Origin of the sequence: Bacteroides sp. A1C1 (genome assembly GCF_004328515.1) — a bacterium.
In the GTDB taxonomy this organism is placed as follows: domain Bacteria; phylum Bacteroidota; class Bacteroidia; order Bacteroidales; family Bacteroidaceae; genus Bacteroides; species Bacteroides uniformis.
Genome location: NZ_CP036491.1, coordinates 3316255 through 3339068 on the forward strand (window position 1 = coordinate 3316255; position 22814 = coordinate 3339068).

Annotated in this window: 16 protein-coding genes, 2 tRNA genes and 3 rRNA genes; 19 read left to right on the plus strand and 2 right to left on the minus strand. The window is 47.0% G+C overall.

The window, feature by feature from the left end:
* Window positions 1–445: 445 nt before the first annotated feature.
* On the minus strand, window positions 446–1066 hold the full coding sequence (locus EYA81_RS19680) for a hypothetical protein (protein WP_242672379.1): 621 nt from the start codon (window positions 1064–1066) through the stop codon (window positions 446–448).
* 36 nt (window positions 1067–1102) lie between these two features.
* Between EYA81_RS19680 and EYA81_RS13605 the strand changes: the two genes are divergently transcribed.
* From EYA81_RS13605 to EYA81_RS13670, 14 genes are all read left to right on the plus strand, one after another.
* Window positions 1103–2629 (plus strand): 16S ribosomal RNA (locus EYA81_RS13605).
* 135 nt (window positions 2630–2764) lie between these two features.
* Window positions 2765–2838: transfer RNA gene (locus EYA81_RS13610), tRNA-Ile, on the plus strand.
* 56 nt (window positions 2839–2894) lie between these two features.
* Window positions 2895–2968, plus strand: a tRNA-Ala gene (locus EYA81_RS13615).
* A gap of 122 nt (window positions 2969–3090) precedes the next feature.
* Window positions 3091–5968, plus strand: a 23S ribosomal RNA gene (locus EYA81_RS13620).
* Between the two features lie 73 nt (window positions 5969–6041).
* A 5S ribosomal RNA gene (gene rrf / locus EYA81_RS13625) occupies window positions 6042–6152 on the plus strand.
* The 16S, 23S and 5S rRNA genes sit together here with 2 tRNA genes alongside, the layout of an rRNA operon.
* Window positions 6153–6274: 122 nt before the next feature.
* A complete protein-coding gene (locus EYA81_RS13630) occupies window positions 6275–6541 on the plus strand; it encodes a hypothetical protein (RefSeq protein ID WP_117966787.1) in 267 nt (88 codons plus the stop codon).
* A gap of 365 nt (window positions 6542–6906) precedes the next feature.
* The gene (locus EYA81_RS13635; protein WP_005835565.1) at window positions 6907–8403 is read left to right on the plus strand and encodes a 2-isopropylmalate synthase; all 1497 of its coding nucleotides are present in this window, start codon (window positions 6907–6909) and stop codon (window positions 8401–8403) included.
* Between the two features lie 42 nt (window positions 8404–8445).
* On the plus strand, window positions 8446–9840 hold the full coding sequence (leuC, locus tag EYA81_RS13640) for a 3-isopropylmalate dehydratase large subunit (protein ID WP_131225908.1): 1395 nt from the start codon (window positions 8446–8448) through the stop codon (window positions 9838–9840).
* 109 nt (window positions 9841–9949) lie between these two features.
* On the plus strand, window positions 9950–10549 hold the full coding sequence (gene leuD, locus EYA81_RS13645) for a 3-isopropylmalate dehydratase small subunit (RefSeq protein ID WP_117601589.1): 600 nt from the start codon (window positions 9950–9952) through the stop codon (window positions 10547–10549).
* Window positions 10539–12080: an alpha-isopropylmalate synthase regulatory domain-containing protein gene (locus EYA81_RS13650; protein WP_131225910.1), complete on the plus strand. Its 1542-nt coding sequence runs from the start codon at window positions 10539–10541 to the stop codon at window positions 12078–12080. Before leuD ends, EYA81_RS13650 begins: the two co-directional genes overlap by 11 nt.
* Window positions 12081–12092: 12 nt before the next feature.
* Complete coding sequence (locus EYA81_RS13655; RefSeq protein ID WP_025834589.1) at window positions 12093–12335, plus strand: hypothetical protein; 243 nt, start codon at window positions 12093–12095, stop codon at window positions 12333–12335.
* 4 nt (window positions 12336–12339) lie between these two features.
* Window positions 12340–13401, plus strand: coding sequence for a 3-isopropylmalate dehydrogenase (leuB, locus tag EYA81_RS13660; RefSeq protein WP_117966782.1), 1062 nt, complete (start codon window positions 12340–12342; stop codon window positions 13399–13401).
* A gap of 298 nt (window positions 13402–13699) precedes the next feature.
* Complete coding sequence (cysK, locus tag EYA81_RS13665; protein ID WP_131225911.1) at window positions 13700–14650, plus strand: cysteine synthase A; 951 nt, start codon at window positions 13700–13702, stop codon at window positions 14648–14650.
* Window positions 14651–14665: 15 nt separating this feature from the next.
* Window positions 14666–15517, plus strand: a complete 852-nt coding sequence (locus EYA81_RS13670; RefSeq protein ID WP_131225913.1) for a lipopolysaccharide assembly protein LapB — start codon at window positions 14666–14668, stop codon at window positions 15515–15517.
* A 3-nt stretch (window positions 15518–15520) separates the two neighbouring features.
* Here EYA81_RS13670 and recQ read toward each other — a convergent pair whose 3' ends face one another.
* Entirely contained in the window at window positions 15521–17332 is a 1812-nt protein-coding gene (gene recQ / locus EYA81_RS13675; protein WP_131225915.1) for a DNA helicase RecQ, read from the minus strand.
* A gap of 281 nt (window positions 17333–17613) precedes the next feature.
* Between recQ and EYA81_RS13680 the strand changes: the two genes are divergently transcribed.
* The 5 genes from EYA81_RS13680 to EYA81_RS13700 all read left to right on the plus strand — a co-directional run bounded on the left by EYA81_RS13680 (window position 17614) and on the right by EYA81_RS13700 (window position 22802).
* The gene (locus EYA81_RS13680) at window positions 17614–18087 is read left to right on the plus strand and encodes an AraC family transcriptional regulator (RefSeq protein WP_117601585.1); all 474 of its coding nucleotides are present in this window, start codon (window positions 17614–17616) and stop codon (window positions 18085–18087) included.
* A gap of 101 nt (window positions 18088–18188) precedes the next feature.
* A complete protein-coding gene (locus EYA81_RS13685; protein ID WP_117601584.1) occupies window positions 18189–20237 on the plus strand; it encodes a dihydrofolate reductase in 2049 nt (682 codons plus the stop codon).
* A 6-nt stretch (window positions 20238–20243) separates the two neighbouring features.
* Window positions 20244–20918, plus strand: a complete 675-nt coding sequence (locus EYA81_RS13690) for a DNA alkylation repair protein (RefSeq protein WP_117601583.1) — start codon at window positions 20244–20246, stop codon at window positions 20916–20918.
* A 127-nt stretch (window positions 20919–21045) separates the two neighbouring features.
* Complete coding sequence (locus tag EYA81_RS13695; RefSeq protein WP_005835580.1) at window positions 21046–21534, plus strand: Fur family transcriptional regulator; 489 nt, start codon at window positions 21046–21048, stop codon at window positions 21532–21534.
* The gene (locus tag EYA81_RS13700; protein WP_117601582.1) at window positions 21531–22802 is read left to right on the plus strand and encodes an adenylosuccinate synthase; all 1272 of its coding nucleotides are present in this window, start codon (window positions 21531–21533) and stop codon (window positions 22800–22802) included. The genes EYA81_RS13695 and EYA81_RS13700 overlap by 4 nt, the downstream gene beginning before the upstream one ends.
* Window positions 22803–22814: the final 12 nt, after the last annotated feature.

Genomic DNA, 22814 nt, shown 5'->3' on the forward strand with positions numbered 1-22814 from the left:
GTATGTCATTTCGTTCTTTATGGATAGTTAGTTTGTAAAATGCCAGAGTATAATTGCTGTCTTCTTACTTTCTGAATCTATTTCTCCTAAGAACTAATCTTTCCACACCCGTGTTTCTTTCTTACCACAGCTGTGGTAAGAAAGAAACACGGGTGTGGAAAGAAAGCAACATATCTGTGGTGAGAAAAGTTGTTCATTAGTTCCCGTTTAGTTTCCGTGCTTTCCGGATGTAGCCTTTCGCAGGTTTATTGTCAGTTCTCTTTGTGTTCCGCAAGCGCGGTGCCTGTCGTTCAGTGGTCTATGTCAAGGTATGAATTGGAGCTTGTATTGCGCGCGCGTATATATATAATGTGTCCCTTCCTTTCCTTATCCCAGTTTCCTTTAAAAAACATGCTTTAAAACATATCTATCAATCAGTGAGTTATGAAAAAGTTCATGGAATCTCTCAAAAAAACCGTGTATAAATTTTGCAGATGTCCATAAAAGGCCTACTTTTGCATCCGCTTTCGGGAACGAAGGCGGCGATGTTTTGACATTCTGACAGTAAAACGGAGCGGTAAGCTTCCATTTTTCTCTTCTTTGCCATCGGTTTCTTCCGGAACTTCGGCCTTGGAAAAGAAAAATGAAAAAAAACTTCTGAAAATATTTGGAAGTTATGCTTTAAAGTTCTTACCTTTGCACCCGCTTTTGAAAATGAAAGCAGCGCGAGTTGACATTCTTTTAAAAGAAACGGTGCCTGGTTCTTCTTTCTTTTTCTTTTTGCCTCCCTTTCGACAAGAGAGACGACGAGGAAAGAGAAAAGAGAGAAAAAAACTTCCGAAAATATTTGGAGGATATACTTAAAAGTTCTTACCTTTGCATCCGCTTTCTGAAAAGAACAGCAATCGTGAAACGAGCGATCTTTGAACAGATTTACATAAACAATACAAGTAGTACAAGAGCAAGGTTTTTCCTTATCAATGGGGAAAGCCTTGGGTAAAACAAGAGAACCGTCAATACTTATTTTATATAGGTAAAGATAAACTTTTGAATTCGAGCGTCCTGAACAGATAACAAGCTGTCGCATATTAATTTTTTTAATTTGCGCAGTCACGATACTTTTACAATGAAGAGTTTGATCCTGGCTCAGGATGAACGCTAGCTACAGGCTTAACACATGCAAGTCGAGGGGCATCAGGAAGAAAGCTTGCTTTCTTTGCTGGCGACCGGCGCACGGGTGAGTAACACGTATCCAACCTGCCGATGACTCGGGGATAGCCTTTCGAAAGAAAGATTAATACCCGATGGTATATCTGAAAGGCATCTTTCAGCTATTAAAGAATTTCGGTCATTGATGGGGATGCGTTCCATTAGGTTGTTGGCGGGGTAACGGCCCACCAAGCCATCGATGGATAGGGGTTCTGAGAGGAAGGTCCCCCACATTGGAACTGAGACACGGTCCAAACTCCTACGGGAGGCAGCAGTGAGGAATATTGGTCAATGGACGAGAGTCTGAACCAGCCAAGTAGCGTGAAGGATGACTGCCCTATGGGTTGTAAACTTCTTTTATACGGGAATAAAGTTAGGCACGTGTGCCTTTTTGTATGTACCGTATGAATAAGGATCGGCTAACTCCGTGCCAGCAGCCGCGGTAATACGGAGGATCCGAGCGTTATCCGGATTTATTGGGTTTAAAGGGAGCGTAGGCGGATGCTTAAGTCAGTTGTGAAAGTTTGCGGCTCAACCGTAAAATTGCAGTTGATACTGGGTGTCTTGAGTACAGTAGAGGCAGGCGGAATTCGTGGTGTAGCGGTGAAATGCTTAGATATCACGAAGAACTCCGATTGCGAAGGCAGCTTGCTGGACTGTAACTGACGCTGATGCTCGAAAGTGTGGGTATCAAACAGGATTAGATACCCTGGTAGTCCACACAGTAAACGATGAATACTCGCTGTTTGCGATATACAGTAAGCGGCCAAGCGAAAGCGTTAAGTATTCCACCTGGGGAGTACGCCGGCAACGGTGAAACTCAAAGGAATTGACGGGGGCCCGCACAAGCGGAGGAACATGTGGTTTAATTCGATGATACGCGAGGAACCTTACCCGGGCTTAAATTGCAAATGAATGTTCTGGAAACAGATCAGCCGCAAGGCATTTGTGAAGGTGCTGCATGGTTGTCGTCAGCTCGTGCCGTGAGGTGTCGGCTTAAGTGCCATAACGAGCGCAACCCTTATCGATAGTTACCATCAGGTTATGCTGGGGACTCTGTCGAGACTGCCGTCGTAAGATGTGAGGAAGGTGGGGATGACGTCAAATCAGCACGGCCCTTACGTCCGGGGCTACACACGTGTTACAATGGGGGGTACAGAAGGCAGCTACACGGTGACGTGATGCTAATCCCTAAAACCTCTCTCAGTTCGGATTGGAGTCTGCAACCCGACTCCATGAAGCTGGATTCGCTAGTAATCGCGCATCAGCCACGGCGCGGTGAATACGTTCCCGGGCCTTGTACACACCGCCCGTCAAGCCATGAAAGCCGGGGGTACCTGAAGTGCGTAACCGCGAGGAGCGCCCTAGGGTAAAACTGGTGATTGGGGCTAAGTCGTAACAAGGTAGCCGTACCGGAAGGTGCGGCTGGAACACCTCCTTTCTGGAGTGACGTCTCGACTCGATCGTTGGTTCTTGAAGTTATGCTTCCATAAGAACCTCTTGTACTGCGCGTACTTGTTTATTAAAATATACGAGAAAAGTAGAAGCCGAGCCGTAAGGCGAGGGTTTGACTGACAGTCCTATAGCTCAGTTGGTTAGAGCGCTACACTGATAATGTAGAGGTCGGCAGTTCAACTCTGCCTGGGACTACTTCTCAGTTGGTGACCGACCGGTTACGATTTAGCGGGTCTTTCATCAATGGTGAAGGGGGATTAGCTCAGCTGGCTAGAGCACCTGCTTTGCACGCAGGGGGTCAACGGTTCGAATCCGTTATTCTCCACTTCTCAAGATTAGGAATTATCTTTAATCCTTAATCCTTGACAACGATCTTTGACATGATGTGACCAAAAAAAGTAAAGTTGAAAGCTGAAAGTATATATCGACCATACGTGATCGGTAAGACAAAAAGTAAGTAAGGGCACATGGCGGATGCCTTGGCTCTCGGAGGCGATGAAGGACGTGATAAGCTGCGATAAGCCGCGGGTAGGTGCAAATGACCTTTGATCCGCGGATTTCCGAATGGGACAACCCGATATCCTGAAGGGATATCATCCCGCAATGCGGGAGGCTAACGCAGGGAACTGAAACATCTTAGTACCTGCAGGAAAAGAAAATAAATAATGATTCCCCCAGTAGTGGCGAGCGAACGGGGAACAGCCCAAACCATCCATGTTACGGCATGTGTGGGGTTGTAGGACCACGTTGTGGCAAGAAAGTTGGTGAGCAGAATGTTCTGGAAAGTACAGCCATAGAGCATGATAGCTGCGTATGCGAAGCCAACCGAAGCCTAGTGGTATCCTGAGTAGCGCGGAGCACGAGGAATTCTGCGTGAATCTGCCGGGACCATCCGGTAAGGCTAAATACTCCCGAGAGACCGATAGTGAACCAGTACTGTGAAGGAAAGGTGAAAAGCACTTCGAACAGAAGAGTGAAATAGTTCCTGAAACCATGTGCCTACAAGCGGTCGGAGCACTTTTAGTGTGACGGCGTGCCTTTTGCATAATGAACCTACGAGTTACTTTTTCCGGCGAGGTTAAGGATCTCAGATCCGCAGCCGAAGCGAAAGCGAGTCTGAACAGGGCGTATAGTCGGAAGGAGTAGACGCGAAACCAAGTGATCTACCCTTGGGCAGGTTGAAGGATGGGTAACACCATCTGGAGGACCGAACCAATAAGCGTTGAAAAGCTTCTGGATGACCTGAGGGTGGGGGTGAAAGGCTAATCAAACTTGGAGATAGCTCGTACTCCCCGAAATGCATTTAGGTGCAGCCTTGACTTATACTGACATGAGGTAGAGCGACTGATAAGATGCGAGGGCTTCACCGCCTATCAAGTCTTGACAAACTCCGAATGCGTGTCAGTTCTATGTCAGGAGTGAGGGCATGGGTGCTAAGGTCCATGTCCTAAAGGAGAACAATCCGGACCAACAGCTAAGGTCCCGAAATGAATACTAAGTTGAACTAACGAAGTCAGATTGCTAAGACAGCTAGGATGTTGGCTTGGAAGCAGCCATTCATTTAAAGAGTGCGTAACAGCTCACTAGTCGAGGAGTTTGGCGTGGATAATAATCGGGCATAAGTATTCTACCGAAGCTTTGGGATGAGAAATCATCGGTAGGGGAGCATTCCACTCAGCGTCGAAGGTAAGGCGTGAGCCTTGCTGGAGCGTGTGGAAAAGCAAATGTAGGTATAAGTAACGATAAAGGGGGTGAGAAACCCCCTCGCCGAAAGACTAAGGTTTCCTGATCAACGCTAATCGGATCAGGGTAAGTCGGGTCCTAAGGCTCAGCCGAACGGCGAGGCCGATGGCAGAACCGGTTAATATTCCGGTACTACCTTAAGGAGTGACGTGGAGACGGAGTCGTGACAGCGCCGCGGACTGACGGAATAGTCCGTTGAAGGGTGTAGATGTTGATTGTTCCAGGCAAATCCGGAATGAGAGTCGAACCTGACAGTATGGAGCGTCCTTCTGGACAATCCAATAGTGCGTGTAATCATACTTCCAAGAAAATCCGCTAAACTTAATCCTTACGGTACCCGTACCGCAAACGGACACACGTAGTCGGGTTGAATATACTAAGGCGCTTGAGTGATTCACGGTTAAGGAACTAGGCAAACTGACCCTGTAACTTCGGGATAAAGGGTCCTCAAGCAATTGAGGCGCAGAGAATAGGTCCAGGCAACTGTTTAACAAAAACACAGGGCTGTGCAAAATTGAAAGATGAAGTATACAGCCTGACACCTGCCCGGTGCTGGAAGGTTAAGAGGAGACGTCATCGCAAGAGAAGCGTTGAATTGAAGCCCCAGTAAACGGCGGCCGTAACTATAACGGTCCTAAGGTAGCGAAATTCCTTGTCGGGTAAGTTCCGACCTGCACGAATGGTGTAATGATCTGGACGCTGTCTCAACCGTGAGCTCAGTGAAATTGTAGTATCGGTGAAGATGCCGATTACCCGCGATGGGACGAAAAGACCCCGTGAACCTTTACTATAGCTTAACATTGAATTTGGGTAATTGATGTGTAGGATAGGCCGGAGGCTTTGAAGCGGGCACGCCAGTGTTCGTGGAGCCGCTGTTGAAATACGGCCCTTTGATTATTTGAGTTCTAACCCGCTGTTGCGGGGACACTGTTTGGTGGGTAGTTTGACTGGGGTGGTCGCCTCCAAAAGCGTAACGGAGGCTTCTAAAGGTGCCCTCACGACGATTGGTAACCGTCGGCAGAGTGTAATGGCATAAGGGCGCTTGACTGGGAGACTCACAAGTCGATCAGGTAGGAAACTAGAGCATAGTGATCCGGTGTTTCTGTATGGAAAGGACATCGCTCAAAGGATAAAAGGTACTCCGGGGATAACAGGCTGATCCCTCCCAAGAGCTCATATCGACGGAGGGGTTTGGCACCTCGATGTCGGCTCGTCACATCCTGGGGCTGGAGAAGGTCCCAAGGGTTGGGCTGTTCGCCCATTAAAGTGGCACGCGAGCTGGGTTCAGAACGTCGTGAGACAGTTCGGTCTCTATCTATCGTGGGCGCATGAAATTTGCGTGGCTCTGACACTAGTACGAGAGGACCGTGTTGGACTGACCTCTGGTTTACCGGTTGTGCCGCCAGGTGCATTGCCGGGTATCTAAGTCGGGATTGGATAAGTGCTGAAAGCATCTAAGTACGAAGCCAGCCACAAGATTAGATTTCTCAGGGTCGTTGTAGACTACAACGTTGATAGGACGCAGGTGTACAGGCAGCGATGTCATAGCCGAGCGTTACTAATTGCCCGTTCACTTTTTGCCTTGCCTTGTATGGAGGTATATACGTTCAGCCATAAATGAATGCTTTGCTTTTTTCGCATCATGTCTACCTTATTCAGGTGACTACAGCACCGGGGTTCCACCTCTTCCCATTCCGAACAGAGAAGTTAAGCCCGGTCACGCCGATGGTACTGCGTAACAGTGGGAGAGTAGGTAGTCGCCGTTTTTCAGAAGAAGCCTCCGTGTCTGATAAGGATACGGAGGCTTCGTTCGTTTTGGCGGTCTCATAAACTTTTCGTATATTTGCTCGAACTAATTTTATATCAACGTTTAAAGCAAATTGAAAGTATGAAGACTAAAGTTTTATTGGCTGCCGTTGCGGTAGCGTTTTCTTTCGCAGTGACATCTTGTGGCAACAAAAAGGCTGCAGATTCTAATGTAACTGAGGTGGATTCTTGCTGCGCAGCAAAAACAGAACAAGTGTGTGACTCTGCTAAGGCTTGCTGTGAGGGTGCTGACTCTGCTGCTTGTGACAGTGCGAAATGTGAGAAGGCTTGTGATAAAGCTGCTTGTGATAAGAAAGAAGATTGCAAGAAAGCTTGTGATAAAAAGTAATTCAAGACTTGTATTAAATTGTGCAATAGGAAAAGGCATACTGTAAAGTATGCCTTTTTTGTGATATATTTAAGTAATAGGTGAATGCTAACTTATAAAATGAAACTGTTTCTTTGAAAAAAGTAATGAATTTGTTTGTGTGATACGAAATAATATCTACCTTTGCAACGTCAAAACAAAAAAGAAGATGATTCAGAACTTTACATATATTCTACTGTGTGGTATTATTATTCTACTGGCAAAGTTTAGTGGAAGTGAGTGCTGTGCGTGAATATATATGTAAGATGCAATGATATATGAAGCCTTTCTCACTTCCAAGTGCGAAAGGCTTTTTTTATGGGACATAAATTAAATACAATAAAGCAATGAGTGACAAATTATTTATTTTCGACACAACGCTCCGCGATGGCGAGCAGGTTCCGGGATGCCAATTGAATACAGTGGAAAAGATTCAGGTAGCCAGACAACTGGAAGCCCTGGGGGTGGACGTGATTGAAGCCGGATTTCCGATTTCAAGTCCGGGAGATTTCAATTCGGTCATTGAGATATCAAAGGCTGTGACATGGCCCACCATCTGCGCCTTGACACGTGCCGTACAGAAAGATATTGATGTGGCAGCAGAGGCTTTGCAATTTGCCAAGCATAAACGTATCCATACTGGCATCGGTACATCTGACTCGCACATTAAATATAAATTCAATTCCAATCGCGAGGAAATAATAGAGCGTGCAGTGGCTGCCGTAAAGTATGCACGTAAGTATGTGGATGATGTAGAGTTCTATGCCGAAGATGCAGGCCGAACGGATAATGAATATTTGGCACGGGTGGTAGAAGCTGTTATCAAGGCAGGTGCTACTGTGGTGAATATTCCCGATACAACGGGGTATTGCTTGCCTGATGAGTATGGCGCGAAGATAAGATATCTGATGGAACATGTCAACGGTATTCATAATGCCATTATTTCTACTCATTGCCACAATGACTTGGGCATGGCTACTGCCAATACAATGGCTGGCGTGCTGAATGGTGCCCGCCAGGTGGAGGTAACCATCAATGGTATTGGTGAACGTGCCGGCAATACTTCTCTTGAGGAAGTGGCGATGATTATCAAATGTCACAAGGACATAGAAATCGAGACCAACATCAATACACAGAAGATTTATCCAACCAGCCGTATGGTGTCCAGCCTGATGAACATGCCGGTGCAGCCCAACAAGGCTATTGTAGGTCGCAATGCTTTTGCCCATTCGTCGGGTATTCACCAGGACGGTGTATTGAAGAATGTGCAGACGTACGAAATCATTGACCCGCATGATGTGGGTATTGATGATAATTCTATCGTATTGACAGCCCGTAGCGGACGTGCAGCCTTGAAGAATCGTTTGTCGATATTGGGAGTACAGCTGGATCAGGAGAAGCTGGACAAAGTGTATGAAGAGTTCTTGAAACTTGCCGATAAGAAGAAAGATATCAATGATGACGATATTCTGGTATTGGCAGGGGCAAATCGTACGCAGAACCACCGTATCAAACTGGAATATCTTCAGGTGACCAGTGGGGTGGGGGTTCGTTCGGTTGCCAGCTTGGGATTGAACATCTCCGGTGAGAAGTTTGAAGCCGCTGCCAGTGGAAACGGTCCGGTAGATGCCGCTATCAAGGCTTTGAAGAAGATTATCGACCGCCATATGACATTGAAGGAATTCACCATCCAGGCTATCAGCAAGGGTAGCGACGATATGGGTAAGGTACATATGCAGGTGGAATACGATAATCATATTTATTATGGGTTCGGTGCCAATACGGATATTATCGCGGCATCAGTGGAAGCGTACATCGACTGTATCAATAAGTTTAAGATGTGATTTTAATCGTAAATTGTAAATAGCTAAATTGTACATAAAGAGATGAATACATTATTTGATAAAATCTGGGATGCCCATGTGGTACAGAAAGTGGAAGACGGTCCCACACAGCTTTATATTGATCGGCTTTATTGTCATGAAGTAACCAGCCCGCAAGCCTTTTCAGGATTGCGCGAACGTGGAATCAAGTGTTTCCGTCCGGAAAAGATTTTCTGTATGCCCGACCATAACACGCCGACGCATGACCAGGACAAGCCGATTGAAGACCCGGTTTCAAAGACTCAGGTAGATACACTGGCCAAGAATGCGGAAGAGTTTGGATTGGTCCATTTCGGCATGATGGACAAGAAGAACGGAATTATCCATGTAGTAGGTCCGGAACGCGGGCTGACCCTGCCTGGCATGACCATTGTCTGCGGTGACTCGCATACTTCCACCCACGGGGCGATGGGAGCAGTGGCTTTCGGTATCGGTACGAGTGAGGTGGAAATGGTAATGGCCTCGCAATGTATCCTTCAGACCCGTCCTAAGACAATGCGCATCACTGTCGACGGCAAACTTGGCAAGGGAGTGACGGCAAAAGATGTAGCATTGTATATGATGTCGAAGATGACGACCAGCGGCGCTACGGGATATTTCGTGGAATATGCCGGAGAAGCTGTGCGTGGTCTGACTATGGAAGGCCGTCTGACCTTGTGCAATCTGAGTATAGAGATGGGTGCCCGCGGCGGTATGGTTGCTCCGGATGAGACCACTTTCGAGTATATTAAAGGACGCGAATATGCTCCGAAGGGTGAGGCATGGGACAAGGCATTGGCCTATTGGAAAACATTGAAGAGTGATGAGGATGCAGTGTTCGACAAGGAAGTCCGTTTTGCTGCCGAAGATATTGAACCGATGATTACATACGGTACCAACCCGGGCATGGGTATGGGTATCACACAACATATTCCTACTACCGAAGGCATGGGAGAAGCTGCCCGGACCTCTTTCATGAAGTCTATGAGCTATATGGGTTTCCAACCGGGAGAACCTTTGCTGGGTAAGAAGGTTGACTATGTGTTTTTGGGTGCCTGCACCAATGGGCGCATTGAGGATTTCCGTGCATTTGCCTCCATTGTGAAAGGTCGTCAGAAAGCCGGGAATGTAGTGGCATGGCTGGTTCCGGGCTCCTGGATGGTAGATGCACAGATTCGCGAAGAGGGACTGGACAAGATTTTGGAAGAGGCCGGTTTTGCCATTCGCCAACCGGGTTGCTCCGCTTGCCTGGCAATGAACGACGATAAGGTGCCTGCCGGAAAGTATGCAGTGTCTACCAGTAACCGTAATTTTGAAGGACGCCAGGGGCCGGGTTCCCGAACACTGCTTGCCAGCCCGCTTGTAGCTGCAGCAGCGGCAGTGACTGGAGTAATTACTGACCCGAGAACGCTGATTTGATGTACGATTGGACGATTTACGATTAAAATTACTTCGTAAATCAAACATCGTTCAACAAAGGTAAATCAAGAGTATTTTCAATCGTAAATTGTAAATCGTAAATACAAAGATGAAGACAAAATTTGATATAATAACCAGTACTTGTGTGCCTCTTCCATTAGAGAATGTGGATACAGACCAGATAATCCCTGCACGTTTTCTGAAAGCTACTACCCGTGAGGAAAAGTTCTTCGGAGATAATTTGTTCCGTGATTGGCGCTATCATCCGGACGGTTCTCTGAACAAGGACTTTGTTTTGAACAATCCCACTTACGGTGGACAGATTCTGGTGGCGGGAAAGAACTTCGGTTCCGGTTCCAGCCGTGAGCATGCTGCATGGGCCATTGCCGGTTACGGGTTCCGCGTGGTGGTATCGAGCTTCTTTGCCGATATACACAAGAACAATGAACTGAACAACTTTGTGCTTCCGGTGGTGGTAAGTGAGCCGTTCCTGAAAGAGTTATTCGACTCTATCTCTGCCAATCCGAAGATGGAAGTGGAAGTGAATCTGCCCGAACAGACCATCACCAACAAGGCTACGGGCAAGAGCGAACATTTTGAAATCAATGCCTACAAGAAACATTGCCTGATGAATGGCTTGGATGACATCGATTTTCTGGTTGAGAATAAAGATAAGATAGAAGCTTGGGAGAATAAAAATGAAGCATAATCATCCGAAGATAGAAATCATGGACACTACGCTCCGCGACGGTGAACAGACCAGCGGAGTCTCCTTTGTGCCCCATGAGAAGCTGATGATTGCCCGTTTGTTGCTGGAGGAATTGAAGGTAGACCGGGTAGAGGTGGCTTCTGCGCGGGTATCCGAAGGAGAGTTTGATGCCGTAAAAATGATTTGTGACTGGGCGGCACGCCGTAATCAGTTGCCAAGAGTAGAAGTGCTTGGCTTTGTAGATGGCCACACGTCGGTGGACTGGATACATGCGACCGGTTGCCGTGTCATCAATCTGCTGTGCAAAGGCTCGCTGAAGCATTGCACCTACCAGTTGAAGAAGACTCCCGAAGAGCATATCGAGGATATTCTGTCCGTAGTGGATTACGCTAACGAGCAGGATATGGTAGTGAATGTCTATCTGGAAGACTGGAGCAACGGCATGAAAGATTCTCCGGAATATGTGTTCCGTCTGATGGACGCCTTGGAGCAGACCAATATCCGCCGTTACATGTTACCTGACACATTGGGCGTATTGAACCCGCTACAAGTCATCGAGTTCATGCGCAAGATGGTGAAACGCTATCCGCATGCCCATTTCGACTTCCATGCCCACAATGACTATGACCTTGCCGTGAGCAATGTGCTTGCCGCCGTACTTAGCGGTTGTAAGGGACTGCATACTACCATCAACGGCCTGGGCGAACGTGCCGGCAATGCTCCGCTTGCCAGTGTGCAGGCTATCCTGAAAGACCACTTCAATGCCATTACCAACATTGACGAAAGCCGCCTGAACGATGTAAGCCGTGTGGTGGAGTCCTACTCGGGTATCGTAATCCCTGCCAATAAACCGATTGTGGGCGAGAATGTATTTACCCAAGTGGCAGGCGTCCATGCCGACGGTGACAATAAAAGTAACCTCTACTGCAACGACCTTCTGCCCGAACGCTTTGGCCGCAAGCGAGAGTATGCCCTGGGCAAGAACAGCGGTAAAGCCAATATCCGGAAGAATTTGGAGGACTTGGGATTACAACTGGATGAAGATGCCATGCGCAAAGTGACCGAACGCATCATTGAGCTGGGCGACAAGAAGGAACTGGTGACGCAAGAAGACCTGCCCTATATTGTTTCGGACGTACTGAAGCACGGAATGGCAGAAGAACGCGTCAGCCTTAAGAGCTATATTGTGAATCTGGCGTATGGATTGAAGCCGATGGCTACGTTGAAGATAGAAATCAACGGAAAGGAATATGAGGAAAGTTCCAGTGGAGATGGCCAGTATGATGCTTTTGTGCGCGCCTTGCGCAAGATATATAAAGTGACACTGGGCCGTAAGTTCCCGATGCTGACGAACTATGCCGTGACCATTCCTCCCGGCGGGCGTACCGATGCCTTTGTGCAGACGGTTATTACCTGGAGTTTTGAAGATACGATATTCCGTACACGCGGATTGGACGCAGACCAGACGGAAGCGGCCATCAAGGCGACGGTGAAGATGTTGAATATCATAGAAGACGAATACGAATCATAAAAAATGGATCTTATGGAGAAAAAGAAATCGTTTTTTGAGAGGCGTCCTTATGTATGCTATGCGTTGTATGCAGGCTTGCTTTTTGCTTTCAACCTCTTTCTGCGTTGGTGGAGCGGCGAGTTGGATGCGGACGAGTATCTTATGTCAGCCATCAATACCCTTATATTGACAGCTGGTTTTGTGTGGGGTGACCGGTATCGCCGCAAGAATCTTGCAAACAAAAAGAAGATAGATGAACTTTTAAATAATAAATAAAACAATGGATTTTAAAATTGCAGTGTTGGCCGGTGACGGTATCGGCCCCGAAATCTCTACCGTAGGCGTGGATGTGATGACTGCCGTGTGTGAGAAGTTCGGACATAAAGTGAACTATGAATATGCCATCTGCGGTGCAGACGCGATAGACAAGGTGGGTGACCCGTTTCCCGAAGCCACTTATGAGGCTTGTAAAAATGCGGATGCTGTATTGTTCTCTGCCGTAGGTGACCCGAAATTCGACAATGACCCTACTGCCAAAGTGCGTCCCGAGCAGGGCTTGCTGGCTATGCGCAAGAAACTGGGACTGTTTGCCAACATCCGTCCCGTACAGACCTTCAAATGTCTGCTCCATAAGTCTCCCCTTCGTGCGGAACTGGTGGATGGTGCCGATTTCCTTTGTATCCGCGAACTGACCGGTGGCATGTACTTCGGTGAGAAATACCAGGACAATGACAAGGCGTATGATACGAACATGTATACCCGTCCTGAGATTGAACGTATCCTGAAAGTCGGATTTGAATATGCCATGAAACGTAACAAACATCTTACGGTGGTGGATAAAGCCAACGTGCTTGCCTCTTCCCGCCTTTGGAGACAGATTGCCCAGGAAATGGCACCGCAATATCCCGAAGTGACAACCGACTATATGTTTGTGGACAACGCCGCTATGAAGATGATTCAAGAGCCGAAGTTCTTTGACGTAATGGTTACGGAAAATACGTTTGGCGATATTTTGACGGACGAGGGTTCCTGCATCAGTGGCTCTATGGGATTGCTGCCTTCTGCTTCTACGGGAGAGAGCACGCCGGTATTCGAGCCTATTCATGGCTCCTGGCCGCAAGCGAAAGGTTTGAATATAGCCAATCCGCTGGCGCAAATTTTGTCTGTAGCCATGCTTTTCGAATACTTCGACCTGAAAGAGGAAGGGGCGTTGATTCGCAAGGCAGTGGATGCTTCACTCGATGCGAATGTACGTACACCGGAGATTCAAGTAGAAGGTGGAGACAAATACGGTACCAAGGAAGTGGGCGCTTGGATTGTAGACTATCTTAAGAAGTCTTGATGCCAGTATCCCATTACTGTTCTGTCCATCAGTAACTTCCCACTGTAAAGTTCTGCAAAAAGCATGCACCATCTTTGCAGTGGGAAGTCGCTGATTGTCAGATATGGTTCTTCCTTCCCATTTTTCCTTCTTCAATCGTTTCATATCCTTTCATCCTCTTTATTCGTGTTAAGCTTTGGTAGATGGCAGCATAATCTTTCCTTTCCCGCACGGTTTATTTCTTGGAATTTGCATATCTTTGTCAGCATATCCATGCACCGCAAGTATGTGCGGGAAGAATGTATTAGACAATAAGATTATGGCGAAAATTGCAAAGAACCTGACGGAGTTGATTGGGCATACTCCTTTGATGGAATTGGCTGAATACAGCCGTAAATACGGATTGAAAAGAAACGTAGTGGCAAAACTGGAATCTTTTAATCCGGCGGGAAGCGTGAAGGACCGTGTGGCATTTGCCATGATTGAGGATGCCGAGGCACGTGGGGCTTTGAAACCCGGAGCTACGATTATTGAACCTACCAGTGGCAATACCGGCGTGGGACTGGCGATGGTGGCAACCATCAAGGGATACCATTTGATATTGACCATGCCGGAGACCATGAGTGTGGAACGCCGTAATCTGTTGAAAGCCTTGGGCGCGGAGATTGTACTGACCGACGGGCTGGCAGGTATGTCCGGCTCCATTGCCAAAGCGAAAGAACTGCGGGATGCGATACCCGGTGCGGTTATTCTGCAACAGTTTGAGAATCCCTCCAATGCCAAGGCTCATGAACATACTACGGGGGAAGAAATCTGGACGGACACGGATGGCAAAGTTACTGTTTTTGTTGCCGGTGTGGGCACGGGCGGCACGGTCTGTGGAGTGGCGCGTGCCTTGAAGAAACACAATCCGGATGTCTATGTTGTGGCTGTAGAACCTGCCTCCTCTCCGGTCCTGGAAGGAGGGGAAGACGCACCGCACCGCATCCAGGGGATTGGAGCCAATTTTATTCCTTCCATTTATGATGCTTCTGTAGTAGACGAGGTTATTCCGGTACCCGATGACGAGGCCATTCGTGGAGGACGGGAGCTGGCTTCTACGGAAGGCTTGCTGGCCGGCATCTCATCCGGTGCAGCGGTATATGCGGCACGGTTGCTGGCCGAACGCCCTGAATTTGCGGATAAAATGATTGTTGCCCTACTGCCCGATACGGGGGAACGCTATTTGTCAACAGAACTGTTTGCTTTCGATACCTATCCTTTGGAATAAATACTGAACGATTATATGAAGAAATTTATTTTTTCTTTCCTTTTGTGTGGAGCCACGATGTTTTCTGCCTTTTCACAAACCTATCAAGAACTGAGCGAACGTGCGGTTGCAGCCACGGAGCAGGATAGCTTGTCATTGGCCGAAAAATACATTGAACAAGCTTTGAAAATGGAGCCTGCCAACCCTCATAACGCTATGCTGTTCTCCAACTTGGGAACGATACAGCGTCGGCAACACCGGTATGAGCAGGCCCTTGACTCGTATACTCTGGCATTGAACATTGCTCCGCGTGCCATACCTGCCCTGATGAACCGTGCCGCTCTTTATCTTGAGTTGGGGAAGGATGATTTGGCCCGGATAGACTATTCTTTGGTGCTGGATATAGAGAGCGATAATCAGGAAGCCTTGCTAATGCGCGCCTATATCTATATGCGGCAGCGCAACTATAATTTTGCAAAGTCTGATTATGAACGTCTGCTGAAACTTGCCCCCCGGAGTTACAATGGCCGTCTGGGGTTGGCTACACTGGAGCAGAAGGAGGGCAAATATGAAGCGGCGCTTTCGATATTGAATGCCATGATTGCAGAAAAAGGAGGAGAATCTATCCGGCTGACTACCCAGCAATATGCCGTGCTTTACGTGGCACGTGCGGGTGTGGAGCAGGATATGAAACATGTAGACCTGGCCATGATGGACTTGGAAGAAGCTATTAAGCTGGATCCTTCACAGACGGAAGCCTACTTGATACGGGGACAAATTTATCTTTCCCAAAAGAAAAAGGAGTTGGCAAAACGTGACTTCGAAAAAGCCATTTCGCTTGGCGTACCGCAAGGTGACCTCAGGGAATTGTTGTTGCAGTGTAAATAATATTCAACTATATTTCCGTATCAGCTCCACAAACTCTTTTCCGTATTTCTTCTTCTTATATTCACCGATACCGCTGATATTACCAAAATCTTCTATGGTGGTGGGGCGGGAGGTGCTTAGCAGGTGGAGTACTTTGTCAGACAGTACGATATAGGCAGGGAGTGCTTCCTGGTCGGCAAGGCGTTTGCGGAGAGTGCGGAGAGCCTCGAAAAGTTCCCCACTTTCTGTATTGGGCAATCCCAATGGCAATTCTTTGGTTGGAACTGTAGCCTTGCGTTTACGGCCTCTTGTAGTTTGTACAGCTTCCTCGCGGCGGATGGTGACAAGCAGGGCGCGTGCTCTGCCAAACAAGATATCTGTTCCGCTTTGAGTAATTTTCAGATGGTTGTTTTCATTGTAGGCTATTTCGAAATAGCCGAGTTGCAACATTTGCAGCAGGTAGTCATGCCAATCTCTGGCGGGTACTTCACGCCCGACTCCAAAGGTCTTAAGACGATGGTATCCTCTTTCTGTAACTTCAGAACTCATGTTTCCTCGGAGGATGTCCACTAAAATACCGGTCCCTATCTGCTGCTCGGAACGCGCGATTGCACTAAGTGCCTTTTGTACGATTATTGTACCATCGAAACGCTCGGGAGGATTTTTGCATACATCACAGTTTCCACAGTCGCAAGTCGTATTTTCACCGAAATAGCTTAACAGAATGCGGCGGCGGCAGATATCTGCTTCCGCATATTGCTGCATGCGTTGCAGTTTTTCCAGGTTGATGCTTTGCTGTCCACTGTCCGTTGCGAATTTAGTGAGCAGAATGAGGTCGGCCAGTGAATAGAACAAAAGGGTGTCACTGGGCATTCCGTCCCGTCCGGCACGTCCTATTTCCTGATAGAAACTTTCAATGCTTTTGGGCAAATTGTAATGAATTACCCAGCGTACATTGCTTTTGTCAATTCCCATTCCAAAGGCGATGGTGGCGCATACCACTTGCACGCGGTCATTGATGAAGTCGTCTTGCGCTTCATCTCTTCGTGCCGGTGACAGTCCTGCATGATAGACCGCTGATTTTATCCCTTGTTTTTGAAGCATTTGTGCCACTGTTTCAGTCTTGCTGCGGCTCATGCAATAAATAATGCCGCTCTCTCCCGGATGGCGGGCAATGAAGTCGAGGATGGCTTTGCTTTTTTCCTTCTGCTGGTAACCTCTTTTTACGGTGAGGCTCAAGTTGGGACGGTCGAAAGATGAAATGAAAACCCTGGGTTGGTTGAGGCGTAGCTGTTTAATAATATCTTCACGGGTTATTTTGTCGGCTGTGGCAGTAAGTGCAATGATGGGAACCTGGGGAAACTGTTGGTGAAGGATGCCCATCTGTGTATATTCCGGACGGAAATCGTGTCCCCATTGTGAGATGCAGTGAGCTTCATCAATGGCGAAAAGGGAAATATGCATATCTCTTAACAGATAGTTGGCTTCCGTCAATAATTTTTCAGGAGAAATATATAGTAGTTTCAGCTTGCCTTCCATGCATGCACGTCGTAGGGAAGCATTCTCTGTTTCATCATTATTGCTGTTCAGTGCACCGGCCGCGATGCCGTTTGCACAGAGCGTTTCCACTTGGTCCTTCATCAAGGAAATGAGCGGAGAAACCACTACCGCCGTGCCTTCACTCAATAAGGCGGGAAGTTGATAGCAGATGGATTTTCCGCCTCCCGTCGGCATCAGTACCAATGCGTCTTTACGGTCCATCAGATGGCGTATGATGTCTTCTTGTAAGGGGCGGAAACTGTCGTAACCGAAATATGTCTTGAGCGTTTGTAGCATAATCTGGCAGTATGGATTTCTTCCGACAAAGGTACACTAATTATTGCATATACTACAAATGGAAAGTCATCAAGATTTAGTATCATATGAGTTTCCGCAAAAGGTTAAAGTTTCTTATTAATGGCTGAATTGAGCTACTTTTCAACCTTTTTCGTTGTTTATTTATCAAAAATATATACGGGAAAAGTTGTGTATTAAAAAAAAATGTCTGACTTTTGTAAAGTCTAAAGGGCTAACCCTTTGGCTTTTCCGATTTTAAACAACCCTAACCAGTTAATTCAATGAGTGATTTAGAAAACAATGCCCAGGAAAAAGGAACGAAGAAACGTCCTTACAACCTGCGCGAAAAGAAAGAAAAGAATGCTGCCTACCGTTCTTTGATAAGGCCGGAATTGGCAGATGAGTTGTATGACAAGATATTGAATATCGTTGTTGTACAAAAGAAGTATAGAGATGCTGATTATTCCGCTAAGGATTTGGCGAAAGAATTGCAGACCAATACCCGCTATTTATCTGCAGTGGTGAATTCACGCTTCGGCATGAACTACTCTTGCCTGCTGAATGAATATAGAGTAAAAGAAGCGCAGCATTTGTTGACAGACAAAAGATATGCTGACAAGAATGTAGAGGAAATCAGTACGATGGTAGGCTTTGCAAACCGTCAGTCTTTTTATGCTGCTTTTTATAAAAATGTAGGTGAGACTCCTAATGGATATCGTAAAAGACACGCTGAAAAAGAGGCTAAGAAGAAATAATTCTGTATGATTGAATGAATAAAAAGGAAATATTTCGGAACAGTTGTTTCGGGATACTTCCTTTTCTTCTTTTTTAATACCAATCCATATATTCCCGACACATGAAGAAACAACTGATTTCTATGGTGACTGCCCTTTCTCTATTGACGGCTTGTGGCGGAAATCCGAAAACAACTGCTGAGGCAGAAAAATTTGACTATACAGTGGAACAATTTGCAGATTTACAGATTTTACGTTACCGTGTACCAGGTTTTGAGGATTTGTCCCTCAAACAAAAAGAATTGGTTTATTATTTGACGGAAGCGGCTTTGCAGGGTAGAGACATTCTTTTCGATCAGAATGGCAAGTACAACCTGACGATTCGCCGGATGTTGGAGGCTGTCTATACCGGCTATAATGGAGATAAGAACACTCCTGATTTCAAGGCTATGGAAGTGTACCTCAAGCGGGTATGGTTCTCCAATGGCATTCATCATCACTATGGCAGCGAAAAGTTCGTTCCGGGATTTACTCCCGAATTCTTCAGGCAGGCTGTACAGAGTGTGGATGCAGCTACGTTGCCGCTTGCCGAAGGACAGACTGTGGAACAACTATGCGAGGAAGTATTCCCCGTTATTTTTGACCCTAAAGTGATGCCCAAGCGGGTGAATCAAGCTGCCGGTGAAGATTTGGTATTGACTTCCGCATGCAATTATTATGATGGCGTGACGCAGCAAGAAGCCGAAGACTTTTATAATGCCTTGAAGAATCCGCAGGATGAAACTCCCGTTTCCTATGGTTTGAACAGCCGTTTGGTGAAAGAGGATGGCAAGATTCAGGAGAAAGTATGGAAAGTGGGTGGTTTGTATGGACAGGCACTTGAAAAGATTGTCTATTGGCTGAAGAAGGCGGAAGGAGTTGCCGAGACTCCCGAGCAGAAGGCGGTGATAGCCAAACTGATGGATTTCTATGAAACCGGCGATTTGAAGACATTCGATGAATATGCCATTTTGTGGGTGAAGGATTTGAACTCACGCATTGACTTTGTGAACGGTTTTACCGAAAGTTATGGTGACCCGCTCGGCATGAAGGCAAGCTGGGAATCTTTGGTGAATTTTAAAGATTTGGAAGCTACCCGGCGTACAGAGTTGATAAGCGGCAATGCACAGTGGTTTGAGGACCATTCACCGGTAGACGGACAATTCAAGAAGGAAAAAGTGAAAGGGGTGTCTGCCAAGGTAATCACGGCGGCTATTCTGGCCGGTGACTTGTATCCTGCAACAGCTATCGGCATCAACCTGCCCAATGCGAACTGGATACGTAGCCAGCATGGTTCGAAATCCGTTACAATCGGTAACATTACAGATGCTTATAACAAGGCTGCTCATGGCAACGGATTCAATGAGGAGTTTGTGTACAGTGATGCAGAGCTTCAACTGATTGATAAGTACGCAGATGTGACAGATGAACTGCATACTGACCTGCATGAATGTTTGGGACATGGTTCCGGCAAATTGCTTCCGGGTGTGGACCCGGATGCGTTGAAGGCGTATGGCTCTACTATTGAGGAGGCACGCGCCGACTTGTTCGGACTCTACTACGTGGCCGATCCGAAGCTGGTGGAACTGGGGCTTACTCCAAGTGCGGATGCTTATAAGGCTCAATACTACACCTATCTGATGAATGGTTTGATGACACAGCTTGTACGTATCGAACCGGGCAACAATGTAGAAGAAGCCCATATGCGTAACCGCCAGCTCATAGCGCGCTGGGTGTATGAAAATGGTGCGGCGGAGAAGGTTGTGGAATTGGTAAAGAAGGATGGGAAGACGTACGTCGTGATAAACGATTATGAGAAAGTGCGTGACTTGTTTGGCCGGTTGCTTGCCGAGATACAGCGTATCAAGTCCACCGGTGACTATGCCGGTGCCCATGATTTGGTGGAAGCCTATGCCGTGAAAGTCGATCCCGCTTTGCATGCCGAAGTGCTGGAACGCTACAAGAAGCTGAATCTTGCGCCGTATAAGGGTTTCGTCAATCCGAAATATGAGGCGGTGACGGATGCCAACGGTACTATAACAGATGTGACAGTGACTTATGATGAAGGTTATGCGGAACAGATGTTGCGTTATAGCAAAGACTATTCTACATTGCCTTCTGTCAATAAATGATGAACTATGATAGATACTAAAGAGCAGCTGCATCAGCGGCTGAAAGATATAAAGACACAGCTCCGTCTCTCAATGAACGGGGCTGTGTCCCAAAGTATGCGTGAAAAAGGGCTGGTATATAAGCTGAACTTTGGCGTGGAGCTGCCCCGTATCAAGGGTATTGCTGCCGGTTACGAGAAGGACCACTCTCTGGCTCAGGCTTTGTGGAAAGAAGATATCAGAGAGTGCAAAATATTGGCGGGACTTTTACAGCCAGTAGAGAGTTTCCTGCCCGAGATAGCCGATATCTGGGTGGAAGATATCCGTAATATCGAGATTGCAGAACTTACTAGTATGAATTTATTCCAACATCTTCCTTATGCGCCTGCCAAGTCCTTCCATTGGATTGCAAGCGAGGACGAATACACGCAGGTTTGCGGCTTCCTCACCATAGCCCGTCTATTGATGAAGAAAGGGGATATGAGTGAACGGGTTGAAAATGAGTTCCTCGACCAGGCAATAACGGCTTTTTTGTCGGGCTCCTATCATGTGCGCAATGCAGCCATGACCGCTATCCGCCGCTTTATGCAGCAAAATGAGGAAAATTCTTTTCAAGTTTGCCGCAGGGTGGAGGGTATGGACAATTCTTCTTCTGATGTAGAACAATTACTATACAATCTTGTAAAAGAGGAGGTTTGTTAGATTAGTTCTATGGTTATAGAGACTGATGCGGTAAGGGAATATTTCCCTTATCGCAATTTTTATCTCTTTCTCGTTTGCTTTCCACAAAAAAGGATTAACTTTGTTGGCTGTAAAACTGCGCCGTCAAATGGAAAGTCAGAATGTGAAAGATACAGTTAGGCAGATATTCACTGAATATCTGAATGCGAACGGGCATCGGAAGACTCCCGAACGTTATGCCATACTTGACACCATTTACTCCATAGACGGTCATTTTGATATCGACACGCTCTATTCACTGATGGCCGACCAGGAGAATTTCCGCGTCAGCCGTGCAACGCTTTACAATACCATCATTTTGCTTATAAATGCTCGTCTGGTCATCAAGCATCAGTTCGGCAACTCTTCCCAATACGAAAAATCTTATAATCGCGATACACACCATCACCAGATATGCACCCAGTGCGGAAAGGTAACTGAGTTTCAGAACGAGGAGTTGCAGCATGCCATTGAGAATACCAAGCTGAGCCGTTTTAATCTTACGCACTATTCCTTATATATGTATGGGTTGTGCAGCAAGTGTGACCGGGCCAATAAACGGAAGAAAAAGAATAATAACCATAAAAAAGAAAAATGAAAGTAGACGTATTATTAGGATTACAATGGGGCGACGAAGGCAAAGGCAAAGTCGTTGATGTGTTAACTCCGAGATACGATGTCGTAGCTCGTTTCCAGGGCGGACCGAATGCCGGACATACACTCGAGTTTGAAGGGCAGAAGTATGTGCTCCGTTCCATTCCGTCTGGAATATTCCAGGGGGACAAGGTGAATATCATTGGTAACGGTGTAGTGCTTGACCCGGCTCTCTTCAAAGCGGAAGCCGAATCTTTGGAAGCGTCTGGCCATAACTTGAAGGAACGCTTGCACATTTCCAAGAAAGCACACCTCATTCTGCCGACTCACCGCATACTGGATGCTGCATACGAAGCAGCCAAAGGCGATGCAAAGGTAGGAACGACCGGAAAAGGCATCGGACCGACTTATACGGATAAAATCAGCCGTAACGGTGTGCGCGTAGGCGACATTCTGCATGACTTTGACAAGAAGTATGCAGCGGCCAAGGCCCGTCATGAACAGATATTGAAGAGCCTGAACTATGAGTATGAACTTGCAGAAATGGAGAAGGCATGGTTCGAAGGTATCGAATACTTGAAACAATTCCAGTTGGTGGACAGTGAACACGAGATGAACAATCTGTTGGCTGTCGGCAAGTCTGTATTGTGCGAAGGCGCGCAGGGGACAATGCTAGACATTGATTTCGGTTCTTATCCGTTTGTCACTTCTTCCAATACGGTCTGTGCGGGTGCTTGTACCGGTCTGGGTATTGCTCCCAACAAGATTGGTGAGGTATATGGTATTTTCAAGGCCTATTGTACGCGCGTAGGTGCCGGTCCGTTCCCGACGGAATTATTCGACAAGACCGGTGACCAGATTTGCACGCTGGGGCATGAGTTCGGGTCTGTGACTGGACGTAAGCGCCGTTGTGGTTGGATTGACTTGGTGGCATTGAAATACGCCATTATGGTAGACGGGGTTACCAAACTGATTATGATGAAGAGCGATGTGCTCGATTCTTTTGAAACCATTAAGGCTTGTGTAGCTTACAAGATGGATGGGGAAGAGATTGATTACTTCCCGTTCGATATCAACGAGACTATTGAACCGGTTTATGTAGAGCTACCCGGTTGGCAGACGGATATGACCAAGATGCAGAGTGAAGATGAGTTCCCGGAAGAATTCAATGCATATTTGTCATTCCTGGAAGAACAGCTTGGTGTGCCCATCAAGATTGTTTCCTTGGGACCGGACCGTGAGCAGACCATCGAACGATATACAGAGGAATAATAAAACAAACAG